The sequence below is a fragment of the Rhodococcus sp. IC4_135 genome (genome assembly GCF_011602025.1).
In the GTDB taxonomy this organism is placed as follows: domain Bacteria; phylum Actinomycetota; class Actinomycetes; order Mycobacteriales; family Mycobacteriaceae; genus Rhodococcus_F; species Rhodococcus_F baikonurensis.
Genome location: NZ_JAAOLG010000008.1, coordinates 194,236 through 210,648, shown reverse-complemented (window position 1 = coordinate 210,648; position 16,413 = coordinate 194,236). Strand labels below are relative to the sequence as shown.

Sequence of the window (16,413 nt, the reverse complement as noted above, 5' to 3'; positions counted from 1 at the left end):
CTGAATGCTCGACGAGAGCCAGGCGGTTGACGTCGCGAAGGAACTCCTTCCGAAGTTGCGTCAGGAGCGTGCGCGCCTGACGACGTTGGACAAGTGGTATCGCTGGCAGCAGGCGGATCTGACGTTGCCGAGGTCGGCAACCAAGGAACTCAAAGCGTTGCAGGATCTGGCGAAGACGCCGTGGTTGTGGCTCGTGGTCACGACCCTGGCACAGGCGATGTTCGTCGACGACTACCGCTCACCACTGGCGAAGGAGACCTCGCCCCAGTGGACGACGTGGCTGGCGAACGGAATGGACGTACGCCAGATCGCTATTCACCGCGCAGCTCTCGCCTACGGGTACTCGTATGCGGTGGTGATGCCGGGGATCGACGATCTCGGGCGTAACCAGTCGGTGATTCGTGGGGTCTCGCCGCGTAAGGCGTTCGCGGTGTACGAGGATCCGGCCGAAGACGAGTGGCCCGTGCACATGCTGCGCGATGATCCGGGCGGGAAACTGCGCCTGATCGACGACGAGTTGGTGCACACACTCCAACGCGAGGGCGACGGCGGAATCCGGCACGCTGGCTTCGAGGTTCACGGCGCCGGCCGCTGCCCGGTTATCCGGTATGCGAACGACCTCGACCTCGAAGGCCGCGCGACGGGTCAGGTGGAGCCGTTCATCGGTGTGGCGAGCCGGATCAACAAGACCACCTACGACCGGTTGCAGACCCAGCACTTCAATTCGTGGAAGGTGCGCACGGTCTCGGGTATGTCTGAGCCGGAAACCGACACGGAGAAGGCGCGTGCGCAGCTGCTGTTGCGACAGGCGGACCTGTTGGTGGCCGAGGATTCGGACACGAAGTTCGGGACGTTGGACGAGACGCCGCTCGACGGGTTCATCGCTGCTACTGAGTCCGATGTCGAGGCGCTCTCTGCGGTGAGTCAGACACCGTCGTACGCGTTGACTGGGAAGCTGGTCAACCTCAACGCGGAGGCGTTGGTGGCTGCTCGTCACCCGTTGACGCAGAAGGTGTTCGAGATCCAGACCTCGTTCGGTAGCTCGCACAACCGCACCATGCGGATGAGTGCGTGGTTCGAGGGGGACTACGACATCGCGACCGATGTCAGTGCGTCCGTCAAATGGCAGGACCTCGAAGCGCGTTCGCTCTCGCAGGCCATCGACGCGTACGGCAAGGCGGCGAAGCTGCTCGGCATTCCCCCGCAGGCATTGTGGCCTCGTATTCCTGGTGTGTCGAAGACCGACGTCGAGGAGTGGAAGCAGATGGCGATCGACAGTGACCCGTACGCGGAGTACATGCGCGAGCAGTTCGGAGCGGGCGCGCCGGCCGATCACAAACTGGGCCTCTGATGGCGCGTACGAAACTCGGTCGCAAGCTGACCGAGTTGCATCGTCGTGCGCAGCTGCGACTCTCGGCTCAGGTGGTCGCGGATCTACGGCGCGCGTGGCGAATTCTCGCGTTTCAGCGATTGGACGAGACGCAGGGTCCGTGGTTGCAGGTCGCGGTCCCGGTGATCGAGGCGGCGCACATGCAGTCGCAGGAGATCTCGGCACAGTACGTGCAGGACTTCCGCGCTGCGGAGCGTCCGGAGCTTCGACCGATCCCGTGGGTCGAGCCAGTGCGCACGGTGCTCCGTGAGGATCGAGCACCGGCTCCGGTGCAGGTTCCGGAGAGCACGGCGAAACCGTCTGCGCGGAGCCGGGTTACGGATTCCTCACAGGCGGGACAGTCTGCTCGTTCGCGGGTCCGGGTCACCGATCCGGAACCGGCGCAGCGCGAATCGCGATCGCGGGCGCGGGTCACCGACAACACTCCAGCGCCAACGCGGACCCGTTCACGTTCGCGGGTGAGTGTGGCGGAGCCGATCGAACTCGACCTCGACCGGACCGCTCGCGGTCTGTTGATCACCGGACCGGTGCGGGCACGCAAGCTGATGCCGGCACCGGAAACCGACGCGATGGACAAGGCGTTCGTGTCCTCGACGTCGGCGGCCGTGCGGATGGTCGCCGAAGGTGGACGGGACTTCACACAGAAAATCGTCGAACTCGACCGCGAGGCATTGGGATTCGCGCGAGTGACGAAGGCTGAACCGTGCTGGTTCTGCGCGATGCTCGCCAGTCTCGGCGCGGTCTACAAAGGTCAGACGTCGTTCTCGTCGACGGACGCTCGGTACACCGGCGGCGGCACAGCCAAGGTGCACGACGGATGTCAGTGCACGTTGGAGCCGATCTACGACGAGACCGCGGATCTTCCCGACCGGACAGCGGAGTTCCGGGCACTGTGGGACGAGGCGACGGCCGGTGCGAGTGGGCACGAGGCGACCGTGTTGTTCCGGCGCGCATACGAGGGCCGAACCCAGGAGAACGACCCAGCACATCCGGACACACCGAAGGAACCGGAGCGCGGCAGCGACGAGTACAAGCGGGCACTCGCAGAGCGGCTACTGCCCAAGTTCGAGAGCCAGCTCGAGACGCTGCTCGCGGACGGCCGAGGCGAAGACTCCGAACCGGTCATCTACCACCGCGCACAGGTCGCCCGTCACCGCGAGGCACTCGGACTGGGGCCCGGCGAGAAGACGCCGGAAACGAAGGCCAGTGGCGGGAGTACTCCTCCGCCGAAGGCACCGAGTACTCGCAGCGTTGCCAGCGGCGACGAGGGCGATACGTGGCGGGTTCCCGATGCAGAGGTCCCGGCTCGGTATCCGGACGTCGGCGGCGGCGGAGGCGCCGTGCCGTTCACTCCGGAGCAACGCCCGAGCGTCGATGCGCGGTTCGCTCACATCGCGGACGGTGACAAGAACCGGGACGGGAAGATCGTTTCCGGTGGTCACCGCTTCGGAAGCAACATCATCGGCAAGGACGGACGCCCGAAGGAAGAGTTCCCGGACGTGCCGGATACGCAGCTCAAGGCGATGATCGATCGAGCGCTCGCAGATCCGACGTCGATCACCCGGCGCGGCGGGCAGATGGACTTTCGGCGGATCGTCGACGGGTGTCCGGTGGTGGTGCGGGTGCGCGGCCGGGAGGGTCCGGGGCGGATCAACACGGCGTATCCGGCGTGGAAGGAACTCGAAAGGGCTCGGACTACGGGCGAAGGGCGGCTACTATGGGGACTGTGAGCAGGACATTCGAGGATTTCGAGGACCTGGCCGAGGCGATGTATCGCTCCGGCCGGTTCGTCGATTCCTCCGACGTCGCTGATGCCGCGGTCTCGGCGTACGAGGCGGGCGAGTACTTCTACGCCGTCGTCTCGATGGTCGAGTTCGCCGCCGATCATCAGATCACGCTCGGAGAGTTCCGCAGTGAGGTCGAACGCCTGATCGTTCCGCTCGTCGACGCCGACGATGTGGACGAGTTCCGCGAATACCTCGCCAAGGTGCCGAACCGCTCAGCTGCATAAGTAGTTTCACCAGCCACACCCGAATGCCCCGTTGACCATCTGGTCCGGGGCATTCGGCGTTTCACGATGACTTCCTCGCCGGATTCGGTGAGGTTCGCTCACGGTCAGCGAATAATGACCGGCTACGCCGACGGGCTCACGGGAGATACCAATGAATGTCAAGACCACACGTGCTTATGCCGGATTCGGTTTCGGGCACGCGGACCCTTTCACATCGATGTCGATGCGGGCATGCCGCCAGCATCCCCGCCGAGATGAGGCAGGCCATGAAGGTGGCAAACCCGGTAACGGCGGGGAAGGCGGTAACGGCGGCGAGGGTGGTGAAGGCGGCAAGCCGTTCACCCCGATCACCAGCCAGGCCGATCTCGACCGCTTGATCGGAGCGCGCCTCACTCGTGAGAAGGCCTCGTACGCGAACTTCGATACGTACAAGGCCAGTCACGACGAGCTCGAGAAGCTCAAGAACGGGCAGAAGTCCGAGACGCAGCAGGCGCTCGATCGCGCAGCTGCTGCGGAGAAGGAACGCGACGAGCTCAAGCTCTCAGGTCTGCGTCGAGATATCGCGGAGGCCAAGGGCATTCCGCTCAAGCACGCCGGCCGACTCAAAGGCTCGACCAAAGAAGAACTCGAAGCGGACGCCGACGACTACCTCGAGGATTACACCCCGCCGGCAGGCGGCGAGAAGCGCCCGATTCCGGGCAAGCCGAAGGAGCATCTGCGCGGCGGCGGCGCTCCGGACGACGAACCCGAGGAAACCGATCCCGCCAAGTTGGCGGCTCAGATCCCTCGCATGTAACAACCACGCGCTGTCGGCATGGCAGCCGACGTGGCCAACCCCTATCAACCATGAGGAGCAACCATGCCGACCAACGAATTCGTCAAGGCTTCGACCGTCATCAACACAGCACTCGGGCTTCTTCAGCGCGAGATCGTCATTCCCAATCTGCTGTGGCTGAACGGTTTCGGAGACTTCGCAGGAGCGAAGGACGACACGATCAGCATCCGCGTGCCGGGCCGTCTGGGCTCGCGCACGAAGAAGCTGCGCGCGACCGGCGCGGACCGCAAGATCCAGACGGACACGATCAAGCAGACCAAGGTGGACGTCACCCTCACCGATGACGTCTACAACGCGGTGCCGATCACCGACGAGGAGATGACCCTCGACATCAAGGACTTCGGGGTCGAGATCCTCAACCCGCAGGTGCGCGGTGTCGCGGAAGGCCTCGAGAACGGCGCGGTCGACTGCATGCGCGATGCGACGTACCAGGCCGTGGTGATCATCGACAAGACCAAGGTGTACGACAGTTTCGTCGACGCCCGTAAGGCACTCAACGACGAGAACGTTCCCTTCGGGCAGCGCGGCGCGGTCGTCGGTTCCGGTATCGAAGCGGCGATCCTCAAGGATCCGAACTTCAAGCAGGCCGATCAAGCAGGCTCGGATTCGGCGCTGCGCGAGGCGATCATCGGCAAGATCGCCGGGTTCACCGTCGTGGTGTCCAACGCGCTCGACGACGACGAGGGGTACGTCTTCCACAAGACGGCGTACGCCATGGTCACTCGTGCGCCGGCCATTCCGGACGGCGCGAGCTTCGGCAAGTCCGCGCAGTTCCAGAACCTGGCGATGCGGTGGATCAAGGACTACGACTTCGAGAACACCACGGACCGTTCGCTGGTGAACACGTACGTCGGCTACAAGCACGTCGAGGAGAACGACGGTCGCTTCGTGCGAGGAGTCCAGCTGCAGCTCGGTACGGCGTCGATCACCGTCACCCCGACCACGGCCTCGCTCGCGGTCGGTGGCAGTACTCAGATCACGGTCAAGGACGACGGCGGCGACGCGGTTGCTTCGCGTACCGCGACGTACACCAGCTCCGATCCGACGAAGGCGACCGTGACGAACACCGGCAAGGTCACCGCCGTCGCAGTGGGTTCGGCGACGATCACCGCGAAGTACCAGAACAAGACGGCGACGACGGTCGTCACCGTCACCGCCTGATCGAGGAGCGTGAGATGACTGAACCGACCGGGCCCGCGAGACTGGCCACCACCGATCAGCTCAAGGTCCGGTTGGGGAAGTCCGCGCTCTCCACCAAGGACGATGCCCGTGCGGGCGCTGTCCTCGACGACGTCTCTGCCCTCGCTCGCAGCGAGGGCAGAGAGTGGCCGGACGCAGCAGCCGCCGGTGCCGACGTCGTGGCGGTGGTGCTCTCGGCGTCGATGCGGGCGTTCAACAACCCGAACATGTACGTCTCGCGCGCTGCTGGGGTGTTCAACCATCGGGTGCACGATTCGGCTTTCGCGACAGGAACGTTCACGAAGGCTGAACTCGACATCCTCGCTCGCGCTCGCCGCAAGCCGAGCCGATCGGCGGGGTTGTGGACGCAGGCGACGACGAAGGGCGACTACGGGTTCCCGACTGGGTTCGTTCCGGTCGAGGGTTCGTCGGAGCCGTTCCCGGTGTACGCGGAGGATGATCCGTTCAACGCGTACGGCGATCACTACTCGGGCGGCTCTCGATGATGCCGGGTGAGGGCGAGACCATCGAGGTGTTCCCACCAGCCGATTCCGTGGTCGTCGATCGACACGGCGACACCGACGCCGTACCTACCTCGTATGAGGTCGAGGACGTTCTGATCGACTGGGACGCCACGATGGACACACCGGTGCGCGGCACTGCCGGCGCTCGCGGGCAGAACGTGCTCACGAAGGTGATCCTGATCTGTCCGGAAGGTACCGAGATCGTCAACGGCGCCAAGGTGAAGTTGCCGGGTGTTGCGGCGAAGTTCACCGTCGACGGCGATCCGGCGCCGTGGCGGATGGGTAGCTGGGAGCCAGGTGTGATCGTTCGGCTCAAGGGGGTGAAATGACATGGCAATCAGGAACTATCAGCCCAACCATGCGGGGATCGGTGAGTTGCTCAAGGGCAATCAGATGCGCTCGCTGGTGCGTGAGCGGGCCGAGATGGCCGAAGCGCTCTACCGCGGCCGCGTCGCTCGTCGTACCGGGATGCTCGCCCGAGATACCCGGGTGTCGACGTTCCTCGGCGGTCCGCTCAACAACATGGCCAAGGGCGACCGCTGGGTCGGCCGGTTGACGGTCGGCAATCAGCGCGTCGAGTACGGTGCGAGCCACGAGTTCGGTACCGACAACGGCGACGAGCGGATAGTGGCAGGCGCGCACGATCTGCCTGCGGTACTCGCAGAATTGCGGAACGTATGAGTGTCAACAACTTTCCGCCGATCGACGATCTTCCGGACTGGCCCGATCTCGAAGACCTGATGTGTACGTACTTCGCACGGTTCGGCACAGCGTTGACGCAGCGCCCGAATCCGGACGAGTTCAACGAAAGGCTGACGGCCGGTGAGGTGTTCATCGAGATCGCCCGCGCCGGTGGCGGCGCTCCGGACGGCCGTCTGGATCTCGCTCCGATCGTCGTCGCGGTCACTTCGACCAAGCGCAGCACCTCGTGGCAGGTGATGGGTCAGATTCGTAAAGCCGTCAAGGTCGCCAACAGCGGCGTCACCATCGACGGGATCCTGATTCACTCGATCACCGAAACCGGTGAGCTGTCGATGATTCCGCAGTTGGGTGTCGATCCGCGAACCGTCGAGTTGACGTTCGTCACGATCGCCCCGATGCCGCGCACTCGCTGACTGCGCCGCACCACCCTGAAGCCATCCGATGACCGGGTGGCTTTTTTCATGCCCGAGAACGGGATTCCCTCTTTCACTCCGATAGGAGCACCATGTCCATCTCCTCGTTCAAAGATGCCAACAACGACCTGATCATTTCCGCGCTCGATCTCGCGATCGTCCTCACGCCGTATTCGAACCCGATGCTCGAAACGCTCGAGGATCCGGCGACCGGTGACCTCATCACGCTGCCGGAACACTGGCGCTCTGTGGGTTTGACGGAGAAGAAGTCGGGTGTGAACTTCGGTCACGAGACCTCGTCGACGGACATCGAGTCCTACGGTGAGTCGGAGCCGACGAAGAAGATCATGAACAAGCGCACCGGCACCACGGATTTCGTGATGCAGGAGTCGAATCGTCAGGCGCTGGAGCTGTTCTGGCAGGCCGATTACTCGGACATCGCACCGTCCGAGCACGGCGGTATCGTGCTTCCCGCTCCGGGGCGTCCGACGATCCGGTTCTACCACGCGATCGTGCTCGGCACCGATGGCGCGGAAGGTGCGGAGATCTACCCGTACTGGCTGCTGCCGAAGGTGTCGGTGACCAAGGTCGACAACCAGTCGTCCAACGACGACGGTTCGATCACGTACCACCCGACACTGACCTGGTACAAGGACCGCAACTTCCTCACCAGCCTCGTGTCCGGTGGAACGGCGTCGGCGCAGGGCTTCTGTGGTCTCGGCTGGGCGAACCTGGTCGAGGCGGCTGGATTCGGTGCACCTGCCGGCACCACGCTGGCGATCTCGACGGCCACTCTGCCCGGTGGCACCGTCAGCTCCGCGTACTCGCAGACGCTGACCGCGTCCGGTGGTAACGGCGCGAAGACGTGGTCGCTGCAGACCGGGACGCTGCCGGCCGGACTGACGCTCAACGCGTCGACCGGTGTCATCTCCGGAACGCCGACCACGGCCGGTACGTCGAACGTGACCGTCAAGGTCACCGACGCCGCGTCCGCCACGGCAACGAAGGCCCTGTCGATCGTCGTCAGCGCCTGACCCACTGACGGCCTCCGGTCGTCTCCCAAGCCTGGCCGCACGGTGATGTCCCAGCCACCGTGCGGCCAGCCTTTTCGTATCCAGCTGGGACGCTGGGAAGGAAAACAATCATGTCCGAGAACACATTCACTGCTCCGCCACTGGTCGACTCGCTCGATGCCACACCAGCGCCCGCGGCGTTCGGCGGCAAGTTCGCCGAGTACCAGCAGCGCGCAGCACTCAAGGCCCGCCCGCCTGTCATCTTCGGCGCAGACGAAGGTTTCGATCCGCCGATCGTGATCGCGCCGGCGAATCCGGAGCGTATGGACGCGATGAACCGGGTCATCTTCGACAAGGACAAGCTGACCATCTTGATGGCCGGCGCTCTCGACGAGGACGATCCGAACTTCGACGCGCACGGCCGTAAGGAGTTCGATCGCCTGTGGGCTGTGATCGGGCAGATGCCGATCGAGGTGTATCGGGTTCTGTTCCAGGATGTCTGGGATCAGCTCTTCGGTAAGGGAGCGGCGAATGTGCCGGGGGGTTCGAAGCGCTCCTAGCTCTCGTCGAGAACTACGGGGCGCAGCTGCGCTACGACTTTCACGCTCACCTCACCCTCGATCTCGACGACTGGTTTCGAGGTGAGCGTGACTGGCGCACGTTCTGGGAACTGAAAGACGAACTGCCGATGGGCAGCAAGTACAAGGCAGCGCTCCAGGACGACGACGAACACGCTGCCGTGTTGCTGCGGTTGCATCCGGAACTCGCGCAACCGGCCAAGGCGGGCAAAGTCGGAATCCCGTTGCAGGGCTTCACTCCCGAGATGGCACTACTCGCTCGCGGATTGAACCATCTGATCGCGCTGCTGGCGGCGTTGGTGGGTGCCAAGGATCCGAAGTTCATCGACCCTCCGCGCACTGCCCTCGATCGGGTGATCGAAGCCGGACGCGGCAACGGAATGGCACGCACCCTCGCGAAAGCTCTTCCGCACCAACACCAATAACTGAAAACCCTGACGCTCACGTGTGGAGGCGACGATGACCAACTATTCGGCCGGTTCGGCATCGATCGACATCGGATCGAATCTGCACAACTTCCACCGTGACGTCAGGGCCAAGGTCGAGTCGGAGGACGTCAGTTTCTTCGTCGACGTCCTCCCGGACATGACTGGGTTCGCGGCCGAAGTCAACAACAGGCTCGACGCCATCGATGCCGAGTTCTATGTCGACGTGCTGCCGGACATGACGGGCTTCGCGCGCGAGGTCGACACTCGTCTGGGTGCAATCGACGCGGACTTCTACGTCGATGTGCATCCGGACCTGACCGGATTCGCGCAGGAACTCGACACCCGCCTCGGACAGATCAGTGCGTCCGTGGCCGTCGACGTCGAGGCGGATCTGGCGGGGTTCGCACAGGACCTTCAGGCGCGCCTGGACCTGATGACACCGACCGTGCAGGTTGATGTCGAGATCAATTCTCTGCTCGCGTCGATCGAGCTCGCGGCGCTCACGCGCAACCGCTCGATGACGATCGACGTCAACGTCGACCGGGACACGCTCAACCAGCTCGGCAACCTCGGTGGAAGTCTCGGCGGCGGTCTCGGTGGTTCCATTTCCGGACTCGGCGGGGCAAGTTCCTCCGCTACTGGCGGGTTGACGAGCATGGCGCTGATTCTCGGCGCCATCGTGACGTTGGCTCCGCTGGTGATCGGTGCTGTCGGCTCGATCGGTGTCGGTATCGCGGCACTCGGCACTGTTGCCGGCCCCGCGCTCGGTGGCCTGCTCACAGGTCTCTCCGGTGTCGGAGAGGCCTTCACAGCTGCTGGTGCGGCAGCGGATTCCGCCGGGGAGGACGTCGAGGCCTCTGCGAAGGCTCAGGAGTCCGCTCTGCGGTCGCTGGGGATGGCGCAGCGCAACCTCGAGGACGCCGTCAAGGACGAGGCTCAAGCCCGCGAAGACGTCGTCCGTGCACGCAAGGACGAGCAGGAGCAGCTCGAAGATCTGAACATCACTCTGCGCGGTGGTGCGATAGCCGAGCAGGGCGCGGTGTTGGCGCTCGCGAAAGCGCGCCGTGATGCCCGCAACCTCAAGCCCGGCACCGACCGGCTCGATCAGGACGTCGCGGTTCAGCGGGTCGCGGAGGCGGAGCAGCGTCTGCTCGAAGTCCAGGAACGTAACCAGGACCTCGCCGGTAAGGCGGACGACGCGAACCGCGTCGGTATCGAGGGTTCGAATCAGGTTGTCGCGGCGAAGGACCGGGTGTACGACGCCGAGCGCCGTGTCACCGACGCGCAGCAGCAGGTCCGTCTGGCGCAGGAGGCCACCGAAGAGTCGATGACCAAGGCGACGACGGCGGCCGACAAGTACGAGCAGGCGTTGGCGAAGCTGTCGCCGGCGGCCGCGGACTTCGTCCGGAGCATGCGTGCTCTCGCCGAAGAGGGCGGCGCGTGGAACGTTTTCCAGCAGTCCGTACAGCAAGGACTGTTCGAAGGTATCGGTGACTCGGTCTCGAACCTCGCGAACACTGTTCTGCCGAAGATCACTCCGGCGATGACGGAAATCGCACGCTCGATCGGCGGAATCGTCACCACGATCTCCGACGTACTCACCGGCCCCGCTGGTGAGCAACTGACGACGCTGCTGACGTCGATCCCGCAGTTCTTCACCGCGATGACGCCCGGTATCGAATCGACCGTGCAGGGGTTCCTCGCGTTCGGTGACGCTGCAGCACCGGCGATGACCGCATTGGGCCAAGGTGTCGGTGACGTCCTCGGAATGATCGGTGACGCGTTCGTCGAGCTGAACGACTCCGGAGTTCTGACGGAAGCGATTTCAGGGTTCGGGGACATGCTCTCAGGCATCGGTCAGTGGATGGGTCCGCTGACGACGATGTTCGTCGAACTCGGTGCGGTAGCAGGTCCGATCTTCGGTGACCTGTTCACCATCTGGGGTCAGACCATCTCGGAAATGACACCGGCGCTAACGATCATGGCGCAGGTGATCGGTGACGTCCTCGTCAACGACTTCGAGGCATTCCGGCCCACGATTGTCGCTGTCACACAAGCATTTGCGGACTTCCTCGTCGCGGTCGCGCCGCTCATCGAACCGCTGGCGGAGATGGCCGCCGTCATCCTGACGGGAATGGCGACGAACTTCTCCTCGCTGATGGTCGCGATGACACCGGTTATCGAGCAAATCGCACAAAATCTGGAACCGATCATCCCGATTCTCGCGAATCACATGGAGAAACTGACGCCGATCTTCGCTGACGCGGCAATGATTCTCGGTGACGCTCTCGTGACGGCACTCGACGAACTCGGGCCGTACCTGCCCCGAGCTGGTGCAGACGATGTCGGATCTGGTGATCACTATCGCTCCGCTGCTTCCGGAGCTGGTGGAGTTGGCGATCGAGGTCATTCCGATCGTGGTGGGTGCGGCGTCGACCATTCTGCCGATCTTCACCAATGTCGTCGGGATCTTCGCGGAGATCGCGACGTATGCGGTTCCGCTGATCACAGGTGCGCTCAACGGGCTGGAAGGGCCGGTCGGTGCGGTCGGCGGATTCTTCTCGACGATGGCGACGACAGTCTCAGGCGTTTGGGATGGGATTATCAATGTCATACGCGGCGCGGTTCGCGCCATTGGTGGCCTGCTGCAACAGGTTCCGTCGACGATTTCCTTCGGGATCGGACCTCTGAAGAAGACGTACGACTTCGGCGGGGCGAATGACCTCGGCGCGGCAATGGTGCAGTGGGCAAACGGAACCGTGCTACCCGGCAACGCAGTTGCTGAATCTGCCGATGGCGCGAAGTCTCCGGAGCGTATGCGGATTCAGCGGCGCGCTGACGGCGGGCTCTTCCGTGGTTACGGTGGCCCTCGGGACGATGCGAATGTCGTGGCGATCTCGGACGAGGAGTACATCGTCAACGCGGTCTCGACGGCGAAGCACTTCGATCTGATCGAGGCGATCAACAACGACGAGTTGCCGGCGTTCAAGGACGGAGGCACCACCGGCCGGAAGAAGCCTGGCGGCGCGGCAGCTCCGACGCCGATCGTGCAGGCGCAGAAGGCCCCGACAGCGGCGGAGACGGCTGCGTCGGCGGCGGCTCCGACCACGACCTCGGGTGCCTCACGTGGCGCAGCATCACCGGCCGGTACACCAGTTCCGGCGTCGGCGTCCTCGGGCAGCATCATCGGCTCGATGGAAGCCGTTGTCGGGGCTAAGTTCCCGTCGCTGCTGCAGAACGGGCGCGCGTTCTCCGGCATGCGTTCCGGGGACCCAGGCCATCACGGTTCCGGTCATGCGGCCGACTTCTCCAACGGAGGCGACGAGGGCAGTCCCGAGATGCAGGGCTTGGCGCAGTTCATTGCCGACAACTACCTCGGGCAGACGCTCGAGCTGATCCACTCGCCGTTCGATCGCAACATCAAGAACTCCGAGTACGTCGGTGACGGCGTCGGGTTATACGGCGCGGGAACGATGGCCGGGCATCGCAATCACGTGCACTGGGCGGTCTCGGCTCCGGTCGGCGCGCCCGGTGGTAGCGGTGCGGGCGTCTCCGGTGGCGGTGAGTCGAATCAGGTGATCAATGCCAGCCCGAACTATTCGGGAGCGTCGCCGTACAGCGCCGGCAATCCTGGTGATGCGTACGGCGCGGGGATGCTCGGCGCCAACTACGGCGACGCGTGGGATCGTGCCGACTCGTACGGTGACGGTCCCTCGGATGCTGATCTCGAGAAGATCAGTGTTCAGGCGTACGGGCGTAAAGCTGGTGAGCTGGGCGCGAATTGGTTGCTCGGGATCTTTGGGTTGGAGAATTCGATCCTGTCGGAGTCGAACGTCTACAACAAGGCGTACAACGACACGTTGGAGGCGACGAAGCCGAAGGATCAGGGGCAGTACGCGGGCAGTGGGCCGGGTGTCTACACGGCGCCGCAGGTCAACGTCGACGGCGCGGATTGGATGGTCAACTCGGATTGGGGTGCCGGTGCCGGTGGTACGTCGGCGGACGCCGGGCTGGGTCACGTGTACGACCCGGCCGGTGGCGCGGAGCAGTGGCGCTCGACCGTCGAGGCTGTTCTGCTCGGGACGGGGCGCTCTCCCTCGTTGGCCGGGATCACGGTTCAGCAGATTCAGATCGAATCGGGCGGCGATCCGAATGCGATCAACAACTGGGACATCAACGCGCAGAACGGGACACCGTCCATCGGTTTGATTCAGGTGATCAAGCCGACGTTCGACGCGTACATGGATGCCCGGTATCCGGGCGGTCAGGCCGACCCGGCACCGAACATCGCAGCGGCATTCAACTATGTCGATGACGAGTACGGCGGCGCGTCGAATATCTGGCCGAAGGTCAACGGGTACAAGGACGGTGGCCAGTACCGGGGACGAGGTGGTCCGCGTGATGATGCGAATCTGATCGCGATCTCGGACGAGGAGTTCATCGTCAACGCGATGTCGACTCGGGCGAATCTGCCTCTGCTCGAAGCGATCAACTCCGGGCAGCCCGTCATGGATGCGATCTCCGACAGTGCCCGGTGGTCTGCCGGCGTGGTGCCCTCGCGTCCGGTCGTCGCGTCCGGTGCCGGTTTGGGCGGTCAGAGCATCGACCGGTCCACCAATCACACCGGCGACATCATCACCGCCGATCTCGCCGCGTACTTCGCTGAACGCGAAAGACGCGCCGCGATCGACGGTTTCGCCGAACTATCACGGTGGGGAGTGTAAATGTCCGAATTCCAGACCGACGAGATCCACGGCGCCGACGGCAGCTATTGGAATGTCACCACCGGTGAGCAGGGCGTGACCTTGGCGCCGGGGCCGACGAAGATGGTCGACGCCCCGCGCACGACGATGTGGATCAAGTCGGCGCAGGGGGAGCGCTATCAGGGTTCGAAGGTGCAGCGCCGCGATCCGGTGGCGGCGTTCAATATCGAGGGCGACGACCCGCTCGAATGGCACGACCGGGACTCGCGGTTTCGGATGGCGTTCGACTACGACCGCCAGAGCAAGTGGGTTCGCACCACTGCGGACGGCAGCCGCACCCTGATGGTGCGGCTGTTGTCCGAGCCGACGCAGTCCTCGATCGGAAACAAGGACCCGCACATCTGGGGTCAGTCGATGTTGACGGTCTCGTTGGCGGCGGAGTTCGCGTACTGGACGATGCCGGAGATCCTCCGTCGGTGGCGGTTGATGGCCGGCACATCCGGCAGCGGATACGTCCCGGTGTGGAATCCGTGCGACGTCCCGATCTGGCTCAAATGGGTGTGCACCTACCCGGGGACGTACACGTTGCCGGACTTTTCGTTCCTCGGGGACATCGCCGCATCACGGGTGGTGCCGCTACAGCCATTGGTGGCCACGGACGGCAACCTCACGATCGATACCTCCCAAAGCGAGGAGCAGTTGATCTCGACAGAGGAAACCCCGGTGTGGCCCCGTCAGGCAGGCAAGGGGTTCCTCTTCCCGGTTCCCGCACACACCGGTAGCGAGGACAACCCGATCATGCTGCCGGTCTCGGTGACCGGCGGCGTGGCTGGTGTCTCCGGTGTGCAGGTCCGTATGCCTCGTAACTTCTCTCGGCCCTCGGGGGTGAAGCGATGACCACGATGCTCAGCGACGCCGAGTTCGACGAGTTGTGCGAGCAGACCTGGGACACCGGGCAGCTGATCCGCGAGGCTCACCGCGCGATGGCACGCACTCCGCCACTGGTGCGCCTGTGGACCAATCCCACCGACCCCGCGCAGGGATTGATCCAGCGCGGGATCGCCGCGGACTCGAGTTCGGGGAAGTTCCCGTTCAAGAAGAACCGCGCCGGCACCGGAGTGTTGAAGCTGCGCGGCGATCACTATCTCGCGCGGTGGCTGATGACCATCCCGAACAACCCGGAAGCGAAGAAGAACGTCGTCGTCTCGGTCGACCACATGGGCGGCCGGATCCGGTGGTCGGGGTTGCTCAAGCACTGGCGGTTCCGCAAGGAGAACGGAATCCGTTTCCTGGAAGCGACGTTCGTCGACGATTTGCAGTTCCTGTCGTACCTACTCGCGCCGCCGAACCCCGCTCTCCCGCTCGGGCTCTTCCAGTTCCCGCGGGTGTTCACCCTCCTCGGACCGACGATCTGGGCCGCGTCGATGACGATCTGGCTGAACCTGATGAGATTCCAAGGCAACTGGTGGAACCTGCCGGATGATCCGTTCGACCTCAGCCAATGGACTGACGCGCACAACATGAATACCTGGCAGGTGCTCATCGCCTCACCGACGTTCGCTAACGATCCGTCACTGTGGACCCTGCTTGCGGCACGGATGGACCCGATCGACAAAGTCATCGAAGACGCGATCGACGATGCTCAGGTGGTCCTTCGGTACCGGCGGATCTTCACCGTCGACGGTGAGGTATCCGGCGTTCCGGGCGTGGACAATCCGCGCAACGGAGTACTCGTGCTTTCGCTCCACGACCGTTCCGGCTACTACGAGGACATCGGCACCGGAACCACCGGCAATGCCCTCGACGGATTCAAGCGCACCGTCGCGCAGTTCGTGTCCGGGTTCGTCGAGACCGTCGACGTATTCGTCTCCGACGATCAGACTCTGACCCCTCCCGAGTACTACCTCAAAAAGTGGTTCGGGGTGGTTCCTAGTCATCCCTGGATAGTCCTTCGGGACAGCGAGTGGTCGAACATCGAATCCTCGGATCTCTCGTGGGCTCCAGCCGGCCCGGTGCAGATCGTGGTCGGCGGTCAGAACGAGTTCGCCGACAGCGCGATCGAGTTGGCGATCCAAGCGGCCGGCAACATGATCGGGTACTTCTTCCTCGGCGGCTTCTCGTCTGCCGGCGATATGGCGGCGACGGTGATCATGCCGCTCCTGCGCGGAACGGTGTTGGCGTGGAACAACTTCAAGTCCACCGCCCGCGCAACCAACCTCGGTTGGGTTCACCTGATGGAGATGTACCAGTCCGGGGCGAACAACGCCTGGACGATTTCAGCGGTGATAGCCATCCGGACCGGAATGCTCGCCACCGCAGACGAATCCTCGTCGAAGATGCGCATGTCCGCCGGCGCCCCGTACTACCCCGGTTTGCACATGCAGACCGGAGATCGGGTCGGCCATACCGTCGAAGGGATGACCGACTCGATCACGACGGATCCGTTGTTCGTCAACCAGATCGAGGAAATGAATCTCGCCTGGGACTACGAGCAGGACATGCCGCACGACTACGAGATCACCGCCGGCACGGGCACGGCCCTGATGAGTCAGGCCGAACGCTCGTCCCGGTTGCTGTCCAAAGCGATGGCGACGCTGCAGAACATCGGCGTCAATCTCGTCTAGATGATGTGAGGAG

General features: G+C 64.0%; 16 protein-coding genes. All 16 read left to right on the top strand.

Going from position 1 to position 16,413, the window contains the following annotated elements; all coding sequences use genetic code 11:
• Positions 1-4 precede the first annotated feature (4 nt).
• The 16 genes from G8767_RS17120 (at position 5) to G8767_RS17050 (ending at position 16,400) form a co-directional block, all read left to right on the top strand.
• Positions 5-1,351: a phage portal protein gene (locus tag G8767_RS17120; RefSeq protein WP_166810792.1), complete on the top strand. Its 1,347-nt coding sequence runs from the start codon at positions 5-7 to the stop codon at positions 1,349-1,351.
• Complete coding sequence (locus G8767_RS17115) at positions 1,351-3,120, top strand: EndoU domain-containing protein (protein WP_166810791.1); 1,770 nt, start codon at positions 1,351-1,353, stop codon at positions 3,118-3,120. The genes G8767_RS17120 and G8767_RS17115 overlap by 1 nt, the downstream gene beginning before the upstream one ends.
• Entirely contained in the window at positions 3,117-3,401 is a 285-nt protein-coding gene (locus G8767_RS17110) for a hypothetical protein (protein WP_166810790.1), read from the top strand. Before G8767_RS17115 ends, G8767_RS17110 begins: the two co-directional genes overlap by 4 nt.
• Before the next feature lie 151 nt (positions 3,402-3,552).
• Positions 3,553-4,197 (top strand): hypothetical protein, encoded by a 645-nt coding sequence (locus G8767_RS17105; RefSeq protein ID WP_166810789.1) that lies wholly within the window; start codon positions 3,553-3,555, stop codon positions 4,195-4,197.
• Between the two features lie 63 nt (positions 4,198-4,260).
• Positions 4,261-5,397: a P22 phage major capsid protein family protein gene (locus tag G8767_RS17100; protein WP_166810788.1), complete on the top strand. Its 1,137-nt coding sequence runs from the start codon at positions 4,261-4,263 to the stop codon at positions 5,395-5,397.
• Positions 5,398-5,411: 14 nt separating this feature from the next.
• Positions 5,412-5,921, top strand: a complete 510-nt coding sequence (locus G8767_RS17095; protein ID WP_166810787.1) for a hypothetical protein — start codon at positions 5,412-5,414, stop codon at positions 5,919-5,921.
• Positions 5,918-6,268, top strand: coding sequence for a hypothetical protein (locus G8767_RS17090; protein WP_166810786.1), 351 nt, complete (start codon positions 5,918-5,920; stop codon positions 6,266-6,268). Before G8767_RS17095 ends, G8767_RS17090 begins: the two co-directional genes overlap by 4 nt.
• A gap of 1 nt (position 6,269) precedes the next feature.
• Positions 6,270-6,620: a hypothetical protein gene (locus G8767_RS17085; RefSeq protein ID WP_166810785.1), complete on the top strand. Its 351-nt coding sequence runs from the start codon at positions 6,270-6,272 to the stop codon at positions 6,618-6,620.
• Positions 6,617-7,054 (top strand): hypothetical protein, encoded by a 438-nt coding sequence (locus G8767_RS17080; RefSeq protein WP_166810784.1) that lies wholly within the window; start codon positions 6,617-6,619, stop codon positions 7,052-7,054. Before G8767_RS17085 ends, G8767_RS17080 begins: the two co-directional genes overlap by 4 nt.
• 92 nt (positions 7,055-7,146) lie before the next feature.
• On the top strand, positions 7,147-8,088 hold the full coding sequence (locus G8767_RS17075) for an Ig domain-containing protein (protein WP_166810783.1): 942 nt from the start codon (positions 7,147-7,149) through the stop codon (positions 8,086-8,088).
• A 110-nt stretch (positions 8,089-8,198) separates the two neighbouring features.
• A complete protein-coding gene (locus G8767_RS17070) occupies positions 8,199-8,627 on the top strand; it encodes a hypothetical protein (protein WP_166810782.1) in 429 nt (142 codons plus the stop codon).
• A gap of 128 nt (positions 8,628-8,755) precedes the next feature.
• Positions 8,756-9,070 carry a hypothetical protein gene (locus tag G8767_RS17065; protein WP_166810781.1) on the top strand — a complete coding sequence of 105 codons (315 nt, stop codon included), beginning with the start codon at positions 8,756-8,758 and terminating at the stop codon, positions 9,068-9,070.
• 34 nt (positions 9,071-9,104) lie between these two features.
• Positions 9,105-11,795, top strand: a complete 2,691-nt coding sequence (locus G8767_RS35555; protein ID WP_206029445.1) for a hypothetical protein — start codon at positions 9,105-9,107, stop codon at positions 11,793-11,795.
• Between the two features lie 13 nt (positions 11,796-11,808).
• Positions 11,809-13,797 (top strand): transglycosylase SLT domain-containing protein, encoded by a 1,989-nt coding sequence (locus G8767_RS36565; RefSeq protein ID WP_346843002.1) that lies wholly within the window; start codon positions 11,809-11,811, stop codon positions 13,795-13,797.
• On the top strand, positions 13,798-14,673 hold the full coding sequence (locus G8767_RS17055; protein ID WP_166810779.1) for a hypothetical protein: 876 nt from the start codon (positions 13,798-13,800) through the stop codon (positions 14,671-14,673).
• A complete protein-coding gene (locus G8767_RS17050; protein ID WP_166810778.1) occupies positions 14,670-16,400 on the top strand; it encodes a hypothetical protein in 1,731 nt (576 codons plus the stop codon). Before G8767_RS17055 ends, G8767_RS17050 begins: the two co-directional genes overlap by 4 nt.
• Positions 16,401-16,413 lie beyond the last annotated feature (13 nt).